Raw genomic sequence first — 17,404 nt, forward strand, 5'->3', positions numbered from 1 at the left:
TTGAGCGGGCTTCCTGTTTTTGTATTTATAATAAAGTTACTTAAATAGCTCTAATAATATCATATTTAGTTATGATATGATGTTTACCGTTTTCTAAATCAACTAATACAGCTTGGTTCTCTTTATTAATTAACTTTGAAACCTCATCAATAGAAGCTGATTTTTTAACTGTAGGGTATGCTTTACCCATTACATCTTTAATAGGCTTTTCTGCTATGTTTTTATCTTCTAAATAACTATGTAATAATGCTGATTCATCTACAGAGCCTACAAATCCATTTGCGTCTCTTACAGGAATTTGTGATATTTTAAATGCACGCATTCTTTCGATAGCATGAGACACTAATTCTTCTGTTTGAACAGTTACTAACGGTTTATCTATATGATCTTTAATTAAATCTTCCGCAGTAGTAATTTCTTCTTCTAAAAAGCCTCTATCACGCATCCAATCGTCATTAAACATTTTTCCTACATAACGACTTCCATGATCGTGGAATAACACTACTACTACATCATCTGGTTTAAACTCATCTTTTAATTGTAACAATCCTTTAATTGCTGATCCAGCAGAATTACCTACAAAAATACCTTCTTCCTTAGCTATTCTACGGGTGTAAATAGCAGCATCTTTATCGGTTACCTTTGTAAATCCATCAATTAAAGAAAAATCAACATTCTTAGGTAAAATATCTTCACCAATACCTTCAGTGATATATGGGTAGATTTCATTCTCATCAAAAATACCTGTTTCGTGATATTTTTTGAATACAGATCCGTACGTATCTACTCCCCAAATTTTAATATTCGGATTCTTTTCTTTTAAAAACTTAGCTGTACCTGAAACAGTTCCTCCTGTTCCTACTCCAACTACAAAATGTGTGATTTTACCATCTGTTTGTTCCCAAATTTCTGGTCCAGTTTGCTCGTAATGTGCTTGTGCATTTGACGGATTGTCATATTGATTTACATACCAAGAGTTTGGTGTTTCTTCACCTAAACGTTTAGAAACAGAATAATATGAACGAGGGTCATCCGGCTCTACATTCGTAGGACAAACAACTACCTCTGCCCCTACTGCACGTAGAATATCCATTTTCTCTTTAGATTGTTTATCTGAGATTACAAAAATACATTTGTACCCTTTTACAATAGCTGCTAATGCTAATCCCATTCCTGTATTTCCTGAAGTACCTTCAATGATAGTACCTCCTGGTTTTAAACGACCATCTGCTTCGGCATCTTCAATCATTTTAAGTGCCATACGGTCTTTTACAGAGTTTCCTGGATTAAACGTTTCTACCTTAGCTAATACTAAAGCATCTACTTCTTTTGTTACTGAGTTTAACTGAACTAAAGGTGTGTTACCAATAGTTTCTAATATATTTTTTGCGTACTTCATATCTAATTAATGTTATGCAAAACTAAGCAAATCGAATGGATTTTGAAGGGCGGATTTTTGTGATGATGTATGAAGGAACAATTAGCATTAAAAAACACAATGCTAACGTACCTACATTCAACAATAAAATTGCTAAGAAATTAATATCTACAGGCATTGTTGACACATAATAGGTTTCAGGATCTAAACTTATTAACTTCGTATATTTCTGAGTTAAGAGAATACTAAGCCCAATAAGATTTCCCCAGAACAACCCTTTTAAAATTAAGTAAGAAGCATTGTATAAAAATATTTTTCGGATACTCCAATTTACACTTCCTAATGCTTTTAAAATACCGACCATTTGTACACGCTCTAAAATAAGCACTAACAATGCTGTTACCATATTTATTCCTGCAACTAATACCATGATTCCGATAATAAACCACACGTTATTATCTAGTAGCTTTAACCATTCAAAAATAGCAGGATAATTACTTACAATTGTAATACTATTTAGGGTTGCACCAATACTTGTATATACTTCATCTCCTTTTTCTTTAAGCTTATCATAATCATCAATCAATACTTCAAAACCTCCTATCTCATTATCTTTCCAACGATTAATTTTTTGAACTTCTCTTAAATCGCCCAGCAACATAATCTTATCAAACTGTTCAAAACCTGTATTGTATATTCCTACAATAACTGGCTTTCTAGACTTAAACTTCAAACTACTATTTTCTGCTCCAAACCAAGTTTGAATTGTATCGTTAACTTTAAAATGTAATCGGTTTGCTATGGATTCTGAAATTATAATTTCTCTATTTCTATCTTGCGAAAAATCTGGTAAACGACCTTCTACTAAACATTCGTTAAAAAAAGTAAAGTCATAATCAGCAGTAACACCTTTAAAAATGATTCCTTCAAAATCAGTTGGAGTTCTTATAATTCCTCCTACATTGGCAAAAGGTTGTACTTTTTTTATGCCTTCAATATTTTTAAATTCTGGATAAAACTCTTGGTTAATATCAATAGGAACTGTGGAAACATCTGAATTGTTATTATCGTAATTTACAATTTGAATATGTCCTTTAAAGCCTGTCATTTTATCACGCACCTTATTCTGGAATCCTGAGGTAATTGACACTGCTATTAACATAATAGCTACACCAAGAGCAATGGCAATAGTGGCAATGGTAATAATTGGTGATGAAATACTGCTTTTATACTGTTTTCCAGCAATGATTCGTTTTGCTATGAATAGTTCGAAATTCAAATGTTTTCTTTTTTACAAAACCAAAAGTAATTAATTCTTATGTAAAGAAAGAGAAGAATACCTAGGTTTTAATTCTTTAACTTTTATTATTCTTAAAAAATAGAAATCTGTACCTTTATGTTTTAATTTTTTATAGATGAAGCTTTCTTTTAATTACGTTTTTTTACTTTTTTTAGTATTGAGTTTTCAATTTTCTTCTTGTGCACAACAGCAAAAAAAATCTACCGCTAAAGAAGTTATAAAACAAGAAAAACCAAAAACAATTAAAACGGGTGCTGATAGAACTGACCTATACCTTCCTCTTTTAAAAAATAAAAATATTGCCATAGTTGCAAATCAAACCTCTGTTTTACAAGTATTACAACGAGCTGAAGTTGCACCTAACATTATGGGGTCTGAAATAGTACAACATCACTTAGTAGATTATTTACATAATTACGATAGAATTAACGTGCAAAAAGTATTTGCTCCTGAGCATGGTTTTAGAGGAAAAGCTGATGCTGGTGAAGCGATAGCTGATGGAAAAGATGTAAAAACGGGGATTCCGATCATCTCCTTGTACGGAAAAAACAAAAAACCTTCACCAGAACAATTGAATGGAATTGATATTGTTGTTTTTGACATTCAAGATGTGGGGGCTCGCTTTTATACTTATATTTCTACGCTACATTATGTAATGGAAGCTTGTGCTGAACTTGGAATCCGAGTAGTATTACTTGACAGACCTAATCCTAACGGTCACTATATTGACGGACCTGTTTTAGAACCTGAGCATAAAAGCTTTGTAGGTATGCACCCTGTTCCTGTAGTTTACGGAATGACGATTGGAGAATACGGACAAATGATTAACGGAGAAAAATGGTTAGCGAATGGTATTCAGTGTGACTTAACCGTAATTCCTTTAGAAAATTATACACATCAATCAACGTATAGTTTACCAATAAAACCATCTCCTAACCTACCAAACGATGTTTCGATAAACTTATACCCTAGTTTGTGTTTTTTTGAAGGAACCAATGTATCTGCTGGAAGAGGCACCAATAAACAGTTTCAAGTGTATGGTTCACCTTTTTTAGAAAAATCTGACTTTAGCTTTACGCCACAGCCCAACGAAGGAGCAAAGCATCCAAAACATAAAGAAAAGATGTGTTTTGGAGAAGATTTAAGCGCTTCAGAACGTTTAGCTAACTTAAACCTTAGCTGGTTATTAAAAGCTTATCAACAATCTCCTAAAAAAGATTTTTTCAATTCTTTTTTCATCAAATTAGCAGGTACTAAAAAGCTACAACAACAAATTGAACAGGGGCTTTCAAAAAAAGAAATTAAAACTAGTTGGCAACAAGATTTAGATAATTTTAAAAAAGTACGTGAGCAGTATTTGTTGTATGAGTAATATCCATGTAGCAATTTACTAACAGTTAACTATATTTTTATTTTGTGTTTAATTTATATGAAAAAGATTTTTAAAAATAACAGAAGATTAAAATATATTGATTTTATCAAACAATTTTTTATAGTTATCCCCATAGCTTTATTCTGGTCCCTACTAATTAATTTAATTACATGGTCAAAACCAGAAGTTATGGATATAGTAAAATTTATAATAATCTTTGAATTTGTCATCATTGTCAAAATATTTATCTACTTCTCTAGAGTAAAATTAGATAGTATTTATATCGATTATGATAACCAAATTTTAGTTATAAATAAATTTTCAGGTTTTAATTCTTGCAGAAAAGCATCTTTAAAATTAGATGAATTAGTAGTTTCTAAAATAAACCATTCACCTTTTACAACTTTCACATTGTTTGTTTTTTTTATCATTAAAGACAATCAAAATCAAATTAAAATATCCTCAGATGGATATGGTATTAAGGAAGAGCACATCAAACAAATTTATGAAGAACTAAATACAATACCAGCTACAATTCGTTGCCAATAAACCTACAAAACTACTTGCTCTTTCATCCAGTTATCAGAATAAATCTTAAATCACTTACTTATCCTCACACACCAATTGCCTATAGTTAATTCCCCAGTTTGCTAAATTATCAATTAAAGGAGCTAGTGTTTTACCATATTCTGTAATGGTATATTCAACAGTGATGGGTTTGGTATTCTTCACCGTTCTGTTAACCAAACGATTCACTTCTAAATCTTGCAATTCTTTCGATAGCATTTTCGATCCAATTCCATCTATTTCTCGCAATAAATCCATAAACCCTAGTTTATTACCTTCTATCAAAGTTCCTAAAATATGGAATTTCCATTTTCCTGATAATATACTCATGGCATCACTTATAGCCTGCATTCTAACCTGACAAATAGGTGTATTATTTATTACTGATTTTTTCACCGATATAACTCTTTCAATTTATTCTTTAATCACTAAGGTAGTTTCCTAGAGGAAAGTACTTTCCTTTAGGAAACTCATGCCAAATATACTAGTTATCTATCATAGTTTTGCTTTATAAATCAATTGTAAAACAAATAAGAACATGGTTAAAAATATTAATGTACTAATAGTATTTATTGCCTTGTTAAATCTTGCAGCTTGCAAAGGACAGTCAAAAACAAACAACATGAACGAACAAACATCGAACGCAAATCCGCTTTTATGTGATCCACAAACAGGAATGTGTGAAGTAGCAAGTGATAGTACCAAAAACTCTATTGTAAAAAAAGACCAACCTAAAGAAAACAAAATAAAGGTAGTTTACTTTACTGATCCTATCTGTTCTTCTTGTTGGGCTATAGAGCCACAATTAAGAAAGTTAAAGCTAGAATACGGACAAGATATTGAAATTGATTATAGAATGGGAGGTTTATTACCTGATTGGAGTTATAACAGTGGAGGAATAAGCAAACCTTCAGATGTTGCTCATCATTGGGACGAAGTTAGCGTTTACTACGATATGCCTATAGATGGTGATGTATGGTTAGAAGATCCTTTAGATTCTTCTTATCCTCCTTCAATTGCTTTTAAAGCTGCTCAGTTACAAGATAAAGACAAAGCTATTTTGTTTTTAAGGGAACTGCGAGAAATGGTATTCTTAAAAAAGAAAAACATTGCTAAATGGGAGCACATGGCTACTGCTGCAAAAAATGTGGGACTTGATGTTGATTTATTAAAAACTGACTATGAAGGAAAAGCTAGATTATTATTTGAAGAAGATTTAAAATTAGCAAGAGCTTATAGAGTAAGAGGTTTTCCTACAATGTATTTTGAAGACAATTCTGGTAACCAAGAAATCGTATATGGTTCTAAAGCGTATGCTTTCTATGAAATGGCTATTTTAAAAATTAAACCTACAGTTTCTAAAAGTGAATATGCTAAGGACTGGAAAACTTTATTCGACAAATATAATTCACTAACTGTTAGAGAGTATTCAGAATTATCTGGAATTCCTAGAATACAAAGTGAACAATTATTAAATGACCTCATGAAAAAGGGATATTTAGAAAAAATTGCTACTAAAAATGGTGCTATGTGGGAGGTTAAAAAAATATAACTCCTAGCACTGAACATAAGCAATAGCAACCGCCCCCCAAATGAATGATGTTTTATTTTAAAACTACATCATTAATTCCGCTATTGCTTATGTATAAAAACAAAAGCGAAATTTTATAGTTTTATCGTACAAGGCTTATAAAAAACCTTGCTCTTCCATCCAGTTATTAGAATAAATCTTATTCATATAACGAGAACCATGATCTGGTAAAATTACTACTACTACACTATTTTCATCAAAAAATCCATTATCGGCGTATTGTTGCGTAGCTTGTAAAGCTGCTCCTGAAGTATACCCTGCGAAAATTCCTTCTGCTTTTACTAACTCTCTGGCCTTTAAAGCAGCTTCTTTATCTGATACTTTTTCGTAAACGTCTACCACATCAAAATCTGTAGAAGTAGGTATTAAGTTCTTTCCTAATCCTTCTATCTTGTACGGACTGATTTCATTTGCATCAAACTCACCAGTTTCGTGATATTTTTTAATTACAGACCCCATTGCATCTACCCCAAGAATCTGTATATCTGGATTTTGCTCTTTTAAATATCGTGCAGTTCCAGAAATTGTTCCTCCTGTTCCACTAGCTGCGACTACATGGGTCACTTTTCCTTCTGTTTGTTCCCAAATTTCTGGTCCTGTACTCTTGTAATGTGCTTCAATATTCAACTCATTAAAATACTGATTGATATAAATAGACCCTGGATTTTCTCTATGCAATCGTTTAGCTACTTCGTAATAAGAACGAGGATCGTCTGGAGTAACATTTGCAGGACATACATGCACTTCTGCCCCCATCGATTTTAGCATATCTATTTTATCTTGAGAAGACTTATCGCTTACTGCTAAAATACAACGATAACCTTTTACGATACTTATCATTGCTAATGAAAACCCTGTATTACCAGAGGTTGTTTCTACAATAATATCTCCTTCTTTTACTATTCCTTTTTGTTCTGCCGTTTCTATGATATGTAACGCAATTCTATCTTTAGCAGAGTGCCCCGGATTAAAAGCTTCAACTTTTGCATAATATGTACCCGGTAAATCTTGGGTAATTCTATGCAGTTGAATCATGGGGGTTTGACCTACTAAATCTATTATTGAATTGGTTATACCTTGATGTCTCTTCATTATAGTCTTTAAATAAGAAAAAGTGTCATTACGAAAATTAGACACGAAAAATCTGTTGAGATTGTTCGTTGCTTTCGCAATGACACTTACACTCAATCGAGCGCAAAAATATAATTATTTTTTTAACTTACCTTCTAACATTAAAAAGAACGTATATTCTTCTGCAGTTTCTTTTAATGCATCGAACCTTCCTGAAGCTCCTCCATGGCCTGTTTCCATATTAGTATGTAAGAATAACATATTGTTATCAGTTTTTAGCTCACGTAACTTCGCAACCCATTTCGCTGGCTCCCAGTACTGTACTTGACTATCATGTAAACCTGTAGTTACCAACATGTTTGGATATGCTTTTGCTTCTACTTGATCGTATGGAGAATATGACTTAATATAATCGTAATATTCTTTATCATTAGGATTTCCCCATTCGTCATATTCACCTGTAGTTAATGGAATACTATCATCTAACATCGTAGAAATTACATCTACAAATGGTACTGCAGCAATTATTCCATTATACAATTCAGGATTCATATTAATGATAGCTCCCATTAGTAGTCCTCCAGCAGAACCTCCCATTGCATACAAATGTTCTGGAGATGTATATCCTTGATCAATTAAATACTTAGAACAGTCAATGAAATCGGTAAATGTGTTTTTCTTATTCAACATTTTACCATCTTCGTACCATTCACGTCCTAAATACTGACTTCCTCTAATATGTGCTAATGCATATACAAATCCGCGGTCTAATAAACTTAAACGTGTTGTTGAAAATCCGTCATTAATAGTATATCCGTAAGAACCATATGCATATTGTAAAACTGGTGTGTCTTTATCAAGCTTAGTATCTTTATGGTGTACAATTGATAACGCTACTTTTTTACCATCACGCGCAGGCACCCAAATACGCTTACTTACATAATTATTTTTATCAAACTTTCCTCCTAAAACTTCTTGTTCTTTTTTAACCTCTTTTGATCTGTCTTTCATATTGAAATCAATCACAGAGCTTGGAGTTGTCATTGAGTTATATGAATAACGGATTACCTCAGTATCAAATTCTGGATTTCCATATACTCCTGCTGAGTAAGTCTCTTCATCAAAAGGCAAATAATAGTCTTCTCCTCCATCCCATCGTTTGATACGGATCTTATTTAATCCTTCATTTCTTTCTTCTAAAACTAAATAATCTTTAAAAATTGAGAAGTCTTCAAATAACGTATCTTCTCTATGTGGAATTACATCTACCCAATTTTCTTTTCCTGGCTTATCTACAGGAGTTTTCATCAACTTAAAATTGGTTGCTCCGTCCTTATTGGTTTTAATGTAAAAATGATCTCCGTAGTGTGCTACTTCATATTCTAAATCACGCTCTCGAGGTTGAATTATTTGTAATTCTCCATCAGGATTATTAGCATCTAATACGTGGTACTCAGTTGAAACCGTACTATACGAACCTATTATGATATAATCTTTAGATTTTGATTTGGTAACAAAAGCTCCAAAAGTATCATCTTTTTCCTCATATACTAATTCATCTAAAGATGCGTCTGAACCTAAAGTATGTTTATAAATCTTTGAAGAACGTAAGGTTACAGGATCTTTTTTAGCATAAAACAATGTTTTATTATCATTAGCCCAAACCGAACCTCCGGTGGTATTCTCAATAATATCTTTGTAAACTTTACCAGTTTCTAAATTTTTAATTCTGATAAAATATTGTCTACGACTTACGGTATCTGTAGCAAAAGCAACCATCTTATTGTCAGTAGACACATTTAGCCCTCCTAACTGAAAATAATCATATCCTTTTGCTTCTTTATTCACATTGAACATGATTTCCTCTTCAGCCTCTAAAGTTTCTTTTTTACGGCTATAAATTGGGTATTGCTGTCCTTTTTCATAACGTGTAATGTAAAAGTATCCATCCTTTTTATATGGTACTGACTCATCATCTTCTTTTATACGACCTTTCATTTCTTGAAACAACGCTTCTTGAAACTCTTTAGTCTCTTTTGTTATTTCTTCATAATAAGCATTTTCTGCATTTAAATAATCGTATACTTTCTGGGTTTGCTCGTCTTTAACTTTAGCATTCTTTTGCTCATCGGTTAAACGCATCCAAAAGTAATCATCGGTACGAACATCTCCATGTTTCTCTAACTTAGTCGGTTGCTTTTCTGCAACTGGGGCTTTGATATCTTTATTCATTTCTTGTTTTTTGCAAGAACCAAAAATAAGACTAAAAAACAAAGCCGATAGCATTATTTTTTTCATTTTTTAAGTTGGTTTATATTTCCTGTGAAAATACTATTTTTGTTGTTAAGTAAATCATAAAAAACTGTACAACAATGTTTGGAGATATTTCTGGAATGATGGGTAAATTACAAGAAGCCCAACAAAAAGTAGAAGAAACAAAAAAGCGATTAGATACTGTTTTAATTGATGAAACAATTGCTGGAGGAAACGTAAAAGTTACAGTAACTGCTAATCGTGAAGTTAAAGCTATTACAGTAGATGAATCTTTGTTAGAAGACAAAGAAGAATTAGAAGACTATTTAATCTTAGCACTAAACAAAGCATTAAAACGTGCTGGTGAAATTAACGAACAAGAATTGGCTGTTGCTGCTAAAAGCGGAATGCCTAATATTCCTGGAATGGATATGTTCAAATAATAACCTATGCCTTTACAATTAGAAGATTATATGCTACCCTGCTTAAACAAAAAATTCTTTGGAGTGGATTGTTTAGGTTGTGGTATTCAACGTGCTTTAAGTTTAGTTTTCCATGGTGAGTTTATAGCTGCTTTTAAAATGTATCCTGCTATATATACTTTACTGCTGTTAGCTATTGCTGTTAGTATTAACTTCTTCTACAAAGTAAAATATGCTCAAAAAATAATCAGTATATTGGCTATTATTAACATACTTATTATTGTAAGTAGTTATGTTATAAAAATGAATCAATTAATTTAAACTTTAGAAAAACTATGGAAAAACAATTTAACCCAACTGCTATTTATGTATTATCAGTAATCAGTTTTTTATGTTGTTGTTTTGCTGGATTAGGTATTGTATTAGCTACACCTGCTTTTATTATGGCAAACAATAAACTAAAAGAAGCTGAAGCGAATCCTGAGCAATACAATGCTGCTACAATCAAGTCTATAAAAACAGCTAAAACAGTTGCTATGATTGCTTTAATATTAAATGCGATTTATTTGTCAATGACTATTTATAGAGTTGCAACAACAGATTGGGATGTTCTTATGGAAGAGTACAACAGAGCTTTAGAACAGTATCAATAATAATAAAAAAGCGACCAAATGGTCGCTTTTTTTTATTTAAACCAACTTATTATTGTTTCTATACCTTGTCTTATATGTGAACCTATAGCATACCCTAATTCATAATCTTTATCTGTTCCTCCGTTAATTTCGATTTGTTCTTTAATTGATAATTCTTTCATTTTTTAATGTTTTTTTATTAATGTTTATCTACTCCTGCAAGTCCATCATATAAACCATGGATATTATCAAGCACTCTTCCAGTTACATATCCATTAAGTATAACTAACGACTCAACATAGTCAAAAAAACCACCTCCGTTTACCTCTAGTAACTCCTCTTTACTTAAACTAATTAATTTTGAATCTTCCATTTTATGTTTTTTAAACTTCTCTTGAACCTAATTTAAATCCTTCTATCCAATCTTCTGCCAAAACACCTAAAATTACAGCTCCAGCTTCCACTAATTCCCATGGGTAAACAATACGTCCTCCATTTATACTATTTAACTCTTCTTTTGATAGATTTTTTACTTTAAAATCATTATTCATAATTTCAATTTTTTATTAATACTATATTTTTTGTTGCAACGATACAAACATAAGTCTGTACACTGCAAAAACATTGCAGGATATAAAAAAAGCGACCAAAATGGTCGCTTTTTTTATATCATTCCTTTAGCTTTAAACTCAAGGTATTTATTAATTACATTTACGGATAAATGTTGAGGCTTGGTTAAAATAGCATGTACTGCATTTTTCTCTAACTCTTTTATCATCAAACGTTTTTCGTAAGCATATTTCTCTGCAATCGTTTTGTGATATACACTTTGCAAGTCTTCTGCATTTTCAGTGATCAAAGTGTCTAACTCAGTGTTTTCAAAGAAAACAGTTACGAGCAAGTGCTTTTTGGCTATTGCTTTTAAATAGGGTAATTGTCGTTTTAAGGCAGATATATGTTCAAAATTAGTATATAAAATCAACAAACTACGTTGATTTATTTTTCGTTTGATGTTTCCATACAACAATGCAAAATTAGCATCTGAAAAGTCGGTAGTTATGTTATACAACTCTTCGTTTATTACCGATAAATTTGTTTTCTTATTACTTGCAGCTACTATTTTTTCTACTTTTTTAGAAAAAGTCAGCATCCCAGCTTTATCATTCTTTAATAAAGCTATGTTTGAAAAAGCTAACGTTGAGTTAATGGCATAGTCTAGTAACTTTAATCCTTCAAAAGGCATTTTCATTACACGTCCTAAGTCTATTATAGAGTAAATAGGTTGCGATTTTTCATCTTGATATTGGTTCACCATTAACTCTGCTCTTTTAGCAGTTGCTTTCCAGTTTATGGTACGTACATCATCACCAGGAATGTAGTTTTTTATTTGCTCAAACTCCATTGTATGCCCTATTCGTCGTATCTTCTTCATTCCAAATTCCGTTAAGTTATTGTGCATTGCCAAAAACTCGTATTTTTTCATTTGTATGTACGACGGATATACTTTCACACTTTCTTCCGCAGAAAACAAGTAACGTTTAGAAAACATTTGTAAAAAAGAGGATACAAACACGTTTACTCTTCCAAATTTGTACTCTCCTCTTTCAACAGGTCTTACATTGTATGCATAAGTAGACTTCTCTCCAGGCTTCAAAGACATTGCATGTTCAAAATCTCTTTTTTGGAATTGAGCAGGTAATTCATCTATCAACGAAATAAAAACTTGAAACGGATAGTTATTTTCAAGCGTAATTGCTATTTCATTATCATCAGAGTTCGACAGTTTTTCTGATGCAATTCTTTTTGCTGAAAACCCGTTTTTTAATCGATATAAAATGAGCACATCAACACACATCGCTATCACAAATAACCATACTAACATCCATGTTACTGAATACAACGCAGGAATCCAAAACGACATTAAAAACAATGCCGAAATAGCGCTTATGTAGATAAAAAAGCGATTGTGTATGTATAACGATTTAAAGAATTGAATCACTACCTTGGAACTTCTACAGATTGTACAATCATTTCAATAACCTTATCAGCAGTCATTCCTTCCATTTCGCGTTCAGGAGTTAACATAATTCTATGACGTAATACAGGGTAAATACTCTTCTTTACATCTTCTGGAATTACAAAATCACGTCCGTTAATGGCTGCAAATGCTTTAGATGCCATTAATACTGCAATACTTGCTCTTGGTGAACCTCCTAAATACAAATGTGCATTGTTACGCGTGTTAGAAATAAGTTGCGCTATATATTTGATAATCTTTTCTTCTACCAACACATCAAAAACCTTGTTTCTGTACTCTAATAATTCAGACTCAGTTAATACTGCTTCCACTTTAGTTTGTGGTAGTTCTCCTTTACGATCGTTGTGAGCAGTGATAATTTGTATTTCTTCTTCTAAGTTAGGATATCCTACATTTATTTTAAACAAGAAACGGTCTAATTGAGCTTCTGGTAAAGCATAAGTTCCCTCCTGCTCTATTGGGTTTTGGGTTGCCAATACCATAAATGGTGGATTCATAACATAACGCTCACCATCCATCGTAATTTGTTTTTCTTCCATCACCTCAAACAACGCTGCTTGTGTTTTTGCAGGCGCTCTGTTAATTTCATCAATCAACACTATGTTAGAGAAAATCGGACCTTTTTTAAACTCGAAATCAGATGTTTTCATATTTAGTACCGAAGTTCCTAACACATCTGAAGGCATTAAATCTGGCGTAAATTGAATTCGGCTAAAATCAGTTGCAATGGTTTTTGCTAATAGTTTTGCTGTTACCGTTTTCGCAACTCCTGGCACACCTTCAATCAATACATGCCCATCTGCTAGTAAAGAAACCAACAGTAATTCCATAAACTCTTCTTGTCCTACAATTACTTTTCCTAACTGTTCTTTTATTTTAATAACAGCTTCTTTTAATTTCGACAAGTCTACTCTGCTTGAAAATAGTTCGTTTGTTACTTCTGCTGGATTATTTTCTGTATTCATCCTACTCTTTTTTATATGCTTTAAAATCTTCAATAGCTTTATTCAACGCTACCAAATCCTCTTCGGTTATACTTGATTTTGATTGTATTTGCTGTATTTTTTTGAATAAAGCAAATACTTTTTCTTCTGAATTACCACTTCTGTTAGCAAGGTTTTTATAAAAACGCTCATCTATTTTTAAGGTTGATAATCTATATTTTATTCTGATATACTCTAAAAAATAGTTGATTTTATGTTCAGCTATATTTTTATGATCTGATTTTTCGTAATACATATTGGCTATGGTACGTGTAAAAGCCAATGTTTGATTTTTTAATGGAGTAATTACAGGAATTAAACGCTGATTACGTTTCCCTTTAAAAACAATAAAGAACAATACCCCTATCAATCCTATATAATATGCCCATTTTAACGATTCGGTTGACAGAATATAATGCATAGGTGAGGTTATTCTACTTTTTCCTGTTTTATAATAGGTATCCCATAAAATAGCACTTCTACTATTAGAGCCTCCCCCAGCTCCCACTTCATTTTTTTGCTGATTATTTAAGTACGATAACACATTAGCTACATATTCATAATTGCTATCTAACAACATATTGTAATTGGTAAATGCTTGTGGAAATGTATGTAAATAGAAGTTTCCTTGACCGTGTTTTACTTTTATGAAGTTTGGTTTTTTGCTAATAATAGAATCATTTTCATTCCTCACTACCAACTCACCTAAAACAGTTGTATTAAGAGTATCTACTTCAGAAAAATACAGCTTTGAAAAATCTCTATCAAAATGATACTCTTTACCACCAAAAATAGGATTACTCATTTTTTGATAGGCTTTTTCTTCAAATGCCGAAGTAGTTAAATAGCTGGTTTGAATCTGCAATGTGTCTAAATGAATTCCGTTTGTTGCTATAAATACATCATTCCCTCTATCTGTAAACTCTAAAAGCTGATTCAACTCATCTTTGTCAAAATTTACTTTATTATCAAGAAAAAAGTACGTTCCATTATTCTTATCGTCTTTTAAATATATGTACGGATTTTGATAGACATCTTTTACTTCACTTTTTGGAAATAAACTAGGCATTTCTTTATGCAATACATACGTACCATACGGAATCTTATGCTTAGCTGCATAACTTGGATACCAATTGATTTCTTTAGGTTTTACAGACTCGACATAAAAAATACCGAGTACTATAAGTACCAACAAGCCAATGTATATTTTTAGTTTCTTATCCAAATTAATATATTTTAGCTAATGTATTTTTAAAGTTACTCTCCGCTTGTAAGAATTTTTCTTTATCTATTGAAAACTCACCATACCACACATAGTCATACAAATAAGTTAGCTTTTTAAAATCGCTATGCAATTGCTTTTTTGATGATAACTCTTTTATATAATCTTCGTTTGTTTTTTCTTGTTGCCAAGAGATAAAATCTTTGTCAGACAGGTTTTTTAGTAATAGTAAATAGTAATAACGTATTGCTAACTGATAATTTCCTTCTGAAATTGCTTTCTGAATTAACTTTGGTAAATCTTTATCTTTAATTAACTCCTCCTCTTCTGATAAGTGTACAATAGGTTTGTTTTTTTTACCATCAATAATATTACGTGCATTTACTTTTAAAAAGAATTTAATAATAAAGTACAACACTAATCCTGCAATTACATATGGTAACGCTTTTAAAACAACGCGTAAAAATCCTACTGCTGGAGTAATATCATCAAAAATATAAGAGAGAATTTTTATGATGGTTCGTTTTACCCAGTCCCATATCTTTTCTAAAATAGTAGGTTCTCTTTTTTCTACGATGTATATAAATTCATCTTTTTGCTTGTACTCTTCTATTTTTTGAGTATCAAACTTTTTTTGTTCAATAATAGTATCATCATACTGAACCTCTCTTTTTTCTTCCTGAGAAAAAAGAGTTATTGAACAAATAAAAAACGTTATGTAAAAAAGAAACTGCTTCAAAAGATTACTGTCCTATACTATCAATTCTTTCAATAGTTCCTGTAAGATTTTTTCTTTCGTTGATATCGAAATACAGAAGTACATTCGTTATCAAGGTTATTGAGTATAATAAAAACTTACCTACAGTAGCCACCATGTTTAACAGTAAGTATATAGGATCTCCATAAGCACTAAACATTGATGCAGTAGGATCATCATTACCGACACTTATTCCCATTTTAGCAAATTGATAAATAACTGCTGGAATTTGAAAAACATATCCTAGAACTAACATTAACAAAAAAACTACTATTATTACACCAAATGTTTCCCAAAAATACCCTGAGATAAAGTTAAAACATTTTCCAATAGCTGACGAACCTCCTTCATTTTCAAACACTAAAATAGAGGCTCCTAAAGAAACCGCTGTCATTGTGTAAAATACAGGAAAAAAACACAGCAATACACTTGCGACTAAAATCAAGTATGCCAATATTCCAAACCCTACAAATGACCAGAACTTGGATTTTGTACCCGCTATTACCTCCTCTCTTTTAACAACTCCTTTATTATCTATATAGGATTTGATATAATACATCCCTGCTAAATTAACATAAACAACTGTTACTAAATAGGCTACTCCCATTATTAAACCCGATCCTCCAAAACTTAATGTTTGAAAAGAATCATAATTTGGAATTTCAGACAATAAATAAGTCATATAAACTGAAGCCACAAGAGTGATTACAATAGGAATTGCTGCTACTTTTAAAATGGTTAAAAAGAACTGTTTCCCTTCTAATCTTATAAACTTAAAAGCATCTGAAATAATACTTCCTAAATCTCTTTCTTTTTTAAACTCTACGTATTCTTTATGCATGGGTTTGTTGATTTTTATAAACTTTAACTGGGTAAATGACGTAATAAAATATGATTAATGCTAATGAGGTAACAATAATTAAAATTGCTAACCAATCGGGCATTTCTGTATGACGGGTTACAAAACCTTCTAAAAATCCTGCAGCAATAAAAAACGGAATAGTACTTACCATTATTTTTAATCCGTCTTTCATACTTCTTTTAAACGATTCTAATCGCGAGTAGGTTTTTGGAAACAACAAGCCATTCCCCAATACCAAACCTGCACATCCTGCAATAATAATTACTGATATTTCTATAGTTCCATGAATCCAAATGGTTCTTGACGATTCCCAAAAAAATCCTTTATCATAAAAGAAATACAAAAACGAACCTAACATTATTCCGTTTTGCATCATAATATATAAGGTTCCAACCGAGAAAAGCATTCCTAAAACGAAGGCATACATGGCAACTTTTATATTATTTACAGTAATTCCTATAAACATATCAACTTCATTGGCTTTTTTATAAACAGCCATTGGGTCACCGTTTTCAATATTTTCCAAGGTCATGTTTACATAACCGTCTCCTAAAATTAAACGAACAAAATCAATATCAGTTGCTGCTGAAAAAGCACCACAAATTGAGAAAAAAGCAAATACTAAAAACGCAATCAATAATTGTTTTTGATAGCTATAAAACATCAAAGGAAATTCCGTTTTAAAAAAACTAACAAACCTGTTTTTACTTTCTTTTTTTGTTTTATATATTTTTTGATGCGCAGCAGAAGCTATAGAATTTAAGTATATCACCGTATTTCCGTTCGGATAAAAGGTTTTAGCGTAACTTAAATCATCAGTCAACTCCACATATAAATCAGATAATTTATCTGGGGAAATAACTTTTTTGTTATACAGCGCATCTTCAAAAAGTTGCCACTTTTCTTTATTTTTATTTACAAAAGCAGCTTCTCTCATGTATTTAAAAAATTAAAGC

General features: G+C 31.5%; 20 protein-coding genes. 6 read left to right on the forward strand and 14 right to left on the reverse strand.

Annotated features, from left to right (window positions below; all coding sequences use genetic code 11):
* Positions 1–40 precede the first annotated feature (40 nt).
* Both VCM48_RS04020 and VCM48_RS04025 read right to left on the reverse strand, forming a co-directional pair.
* Positions 41–1,399 carry a pyridoxal-phosphate dependent enzyme gene (locus VCM48_RS04020; RefSeq protein ID WP_121147415.1) on the reverse strand — a complete coding sequence of 453 codons (1,359 nt, stop codon included), beginning with the start codon at positions 1,397–1,399 and terminating at the stop codon, positions 41–43.
* A 22-nt stretch (positions 1,400–1,421) separates the two neighbouring features.
* Positions 1,422–2,657, reverse strand: a complete 1,236-nt coding sequence (locus VCM48_RS04025) for an ABC transporter permease (protein WP_482271715.1) — start codon at positions 2,655–2,657, stop codon at positions 1,422–1,424.
* Between the two features lie 136 nt (positions 2,658–2,793).
* Between VCM48_RS04025 and VCM48_RS04030 the strand changes: the two genes are divergently transcribed.
* Positions 2,794–4,050 (forward strand): exo-beta-N-acetylmuramidase NamZ family protein, encoded by a 1,257-nt coding sequence (locus tag VCM48_RS04030; RefSeq protein WP_482271716.1) that lies wholly within the window; start codon positions 2,794–2,796, stop codon positions 4,048–4,050.
* Positions 4,051–4,107: 57 nt separating this feature from the next.
* On the forward strand, positions 4,108–4,599 hold the full coding sequence (locus VCM48_RS04035) for a hypothetical protein (RefSeq protein ID WP_482271717.1): 492 nt from the start codon (positions 4,108–4,110) through the stop codon (positions 4,597–4,599).
* A gap of 54 nt (positions 4,600–4,653) precedes the next feature.
* Here VCM48_RS04035 and VCM48_RS04040 read toward each other — a convergent pair whose 3' ends face one another.
* Entirely contained in the window at positions 4,654–5,013 is a 360-nt protein-coding gene (locus VCM48_RS04040) for a winged helix-turn-helix transcriptional regulator (protein ID WP_482271718.1), read from the reverse strand.
* A gap of 226 nt (positions 5,014–5,239) precedes the next feature.
* On the opposite strand from VCM48_RS04040, the gene VCM48_RS04045 reads away from it, so the two are divergent.
* Positions 5,240–6,169 (forward strand): DsbA family protein, encoded by a 930-nt coding sequence (locus tag VCM48_RS04045; protein ID WP_482272207.1) that lies wholly within the window; start codon positions 5,240–5,242, stop codon positions 6,167–6,169.
* A 135-nt stretch (positions 6,170–6,304) separates the two neighbouring features.
* Here the strand turns inward: VCM48_RS04045 and capA are convergent, their stop codons facing one another.
* Positions 6,305–7,300, reverse strand: coding sequence for a cysteate synthase (gene capA, locus VCM48_RS04050; protein ID WP_482271719.1), 996 nt, complete (start codon positions 7,298–7,300; stop codon positions 6,305–6,307).
* A 114-nt stretch (positions 7,301–7,414) separates the two neighbouring features.
* Positions 7,415–9,511, reverse strand: a complete 2,097-nt coding sequence (locus VCM48_RS04055) for a S9 family peptidase (protein ID WP_482271720.1) — start codon at positions 9,509–9,511, stop codon at positions 7,415–7,417.
* A gap of 140 nt (positions 9,512–9,651) precedes the next feature.
* On the opposite strand from VCM48_RS04055, the gene VCM48_RS04060 reads away from it, so the two are divergent.
* From VCM48_RS04060 to VCM48_RS04070, 3 genes are read left to right on the forward strand one after another with little or no spacing between them, the layout of a single operon-like run.
* Positions 9,652–9,975, forward strand: coding sequence for a YbaB/EbfC family nucleoid-associated protein (locus VCM48_RS04060; RefSeq protein WP_121147422.1), 324 nt, complete (start codon positions 9,652–9,654; stop codon positions 9,973–9,975).
* Positions 9,976–9,981: 6 nt separating this feature from the next.
* On the forward strand, positions 9,982–10,275 hold the full coding sequence (locus tag VCM48_RS04065) for a DUF2752 domain-containing protein (RefSeq protein WP_482271721.1): 294 nt from the start codon (positions 9,982–9,984) through the stop codon (positions 10,273–10,275).
* Between the two features lie 14 nt (positions 10,276–10,289).
* Positions 10,290–10,607 (forward strand): CCC motif membrane protein, encoded by a 318-nt coding sequence (locus VCM48_RS04070; protein WP_482271722.1) that lies wholly within the window; start codon positions 10,290–10,292, stop codon positions 10,605–10,607.
* A gap of 32 nt (positions 10,608–10,639) precedes the next feature.
* Here the strand turns inward: VCM48_RS04070 and VCM48_RS04075 are convergent, their stop codons facing one another.
* The 9 genes from VCM48_RS04075 to VCM48_RS04115 form a co-directional block, all read right to left on the reverse strand.
* Positions 10,640–10,768: a hypothetical protein gene (locus tag VCM48_RS04075; protein ID WP_262886544.1), complete on the reverse strand. Its 129-nt coding sequence runs from the start codon at positions 10,766–10,768 to the stop codon at positions 10,640–10,642.
* Between the two features lie 17 nt (positions 10,769–10,785).
* Positions 10,786–10,959, reverse strand: coding sequence for a hypothetical protein (locus tag VCM48_RS04080; protein WP_167713955.1), 174 nt, complete (start codon positions 10,957–10,959; stop codon positions 10,786–10,788).
* A 10-nt stretch (positions 10,960–10,969) separates the two neighbouring features.
* A complete protein-coding gene (locus tag VCM48_RS04085; RefSeq protein ID WP_482271723.1) occupies positions 10,970–11,137 on the reverse strand; it encodes a bacteriocin in 168 nt (55 codons plus the stop codon).
* Between the two features lie 113 nt (positions 11,138–11,250).
* Positions 11,251–12,582 carry a DUF58 domain-containing protein gene (locus VCM48_RS04090; protein ID WP_482272208.1) on the reverse strand — a complete coding sequence of 444 codons (1,332 nt, stop codon included), beginning with the start codon at positions 12,580–12,582 and terminating at the stop codon, positions 11,251–11,253.
* A gap of 2 nt (positions 12,583–12,584) precedes the next feature.
* Positions 12,585–13,589 carry an AAA family ATPase gene (locus tag VCM48_RS04095; RefSeq protein WP_482271724.1) on the reverse strand — a complete coding sequence of 335 codons (1,005 nt, stop codon included), beginning with the start codon at positions 13,587–13,589 and terminating at the stop codon, positions 12,585–12,587.
* Position 13,590: 1 nt separating this feature from the next.
* A complete protein-coding gene (locus tag VCM48_RS04100) occupies positions 13,591–14,832 on the reverse strand; it encodes a DUF4350 domain-containing protein (protein WP_482271725.1) in 1,242 nt (413 codons plus the stop codon).
* 1 nt (position 14,833) lies between these two features.
* A complete protein-coding gene (locus VCM48_RS04105) occupies positions 14,834–15,568 on the reverse strand; it encodes a DUF4129 domain-containing protein (RefSeq protein ID WP_482271726.1) in 735 nt (244 codons plus the stop codon).
* Between the two features lie 4 nt (positions 15,569–15,572).
* A complete protein-coding gene (locus tag VCM48_RS04110; RefSeq protein ID WP_482271727.1) occupies positions 15,573–16,427 on the reverse strand; it encodes a hypothetical protein in 855 nt (284 codons plus the stop codon).
* Positions 16,420–17,385 carry a stage II sporulation protein M gene (locus VCM48_RS04115; protein WP_482271728.1) on the reverse strand — a complete coding sequence of 322 codons (966 nt, stop codon included), beginning with the start codon at positions 17,383–17,385 and terminating at the stop codon, positions 16,420–16,422. Before VCM48_RS04115 ends, VCM48_RS04110 begins: the two co-directional genes overlap by 8 nt.
* Positions 17,386–17,404: the final 19 nt, after the last annotated feature.

The organism is Tenacibaculum sp. DPLXC6 (assembly GCF_056815515.1).

What these genes read in the sequence shown, in the direction of transcription:
- VCM48_RS04065 (WP_482271721.1), top strand. Translation starts at nt 9,982, where the DNA reads ATGCCTTTACAATTAGAAGATTATATGCTACCCTGCTTAAACAAAAAA.
- VCM48_RS04080 (WP_167713955.1), bottom strand. Translation starts at nt 10,959, where the DNA reads ATGGAAGATTCAAAATTAATTAGTTTAAGTAAAGAGGAGTTACTAGAG.
- VCM48_RS04045 (WP_482272207.1), top strand. Translation starts at nt 5,240, where the DNA reads ATGAACGAACAAACATCGAACGCAAATCCGCTTTTATGTGATCCACAA.
- VCM48_RS04075 (WP_262886544.1), bottom strand. Translation starts at nt 10,768, where the DNA reads ATGAAAGAATTATCAATTAAAGAACAAATCGAAATTAACGGAGGAACA.
- VCM48_RS04020 (WP_121147415.1), bottom strand. Translation starts at nt 1,399, where the DNA reads ATGAAGTACGCAAAAAATATATTAGAAACTATTGGTAACACACCTTTA.
- VCM48_RS04060 (WP_121147422.1), top strand. Translation starts at nt 9,652, where the DNA reads ATGTTTGGAGATATTTCTGGAATGATGGGTAAATTACAAGAAGCCCAA.
- VCM48_RS04055 (WP_482271720.1), bottom strand. Translation starts at nt 9,511, where the DNA reads ATGAATAAAGATATCAAAGCCCCAGTTGCAGAAAAGCAACCGACTAAG.
- VCM48_RS04110 (WP_482271727.1), bottom strand. Translation starts at nt 16,427, where the DNA reads ATGCATAAAGAATACGTAGAGTTTAAAAAAGAAAGAGATTTAGGAAGT.
- VCM48_RS04030 (WP_482271716.1), top strand. Translation starts at nt 2,794, where the DNA reads ATGAAGCTTTCTTTTAATTACGTTTTTTTACTTTTTTTAGTATTGAGT.
- VCM48_RS04085 (WP_482271723.1), bottom strand. Translation starts at nt 11,137, where the DNA reads ATGAATAATGATTTTAAAGTAAAAAATCTATCAAAAGAAGAGTTAAAT.
- VCM48_RS04115 (WP_482271728.1), bottom strand. Translation starts at nt 17,385, where the DNA reads ATGAGAGAAGCTGCTTTTGTAAATAAAAATAAAGAAAAGTGGCAACTT.
- VCM48_RS04035 (WP_482271717.1), top strand. Translation starts at nt 4,108, where the DNA reads ATGAAAAAGATTTTTAAAAATAACAGAAGATTAAAATATATTGATTTT.
- VCM48_RS04095 (WP_482271724.1), bottom strand. Translation starts at nt 13,589, where the DNA reads ATGAATACAGAAAATAATCCAGCAGAAGTAACAAACGAACTATTTTCA.
- VCM48_RS04070 (WP_482271722.1), top strand. Translation starts at nt 10,290, where the DNA reads ATGGAAAAACAATTTAACCCAACTGCTATTTATGTATTATCAGTAATC.
- capA (WP_482271719.1), bottom strand. Translation starts at nt 7,300, where the DNA reads ATGAAGAGACATCAAGGTATAACCAATTCAATAATAGATTTAGTAGGT.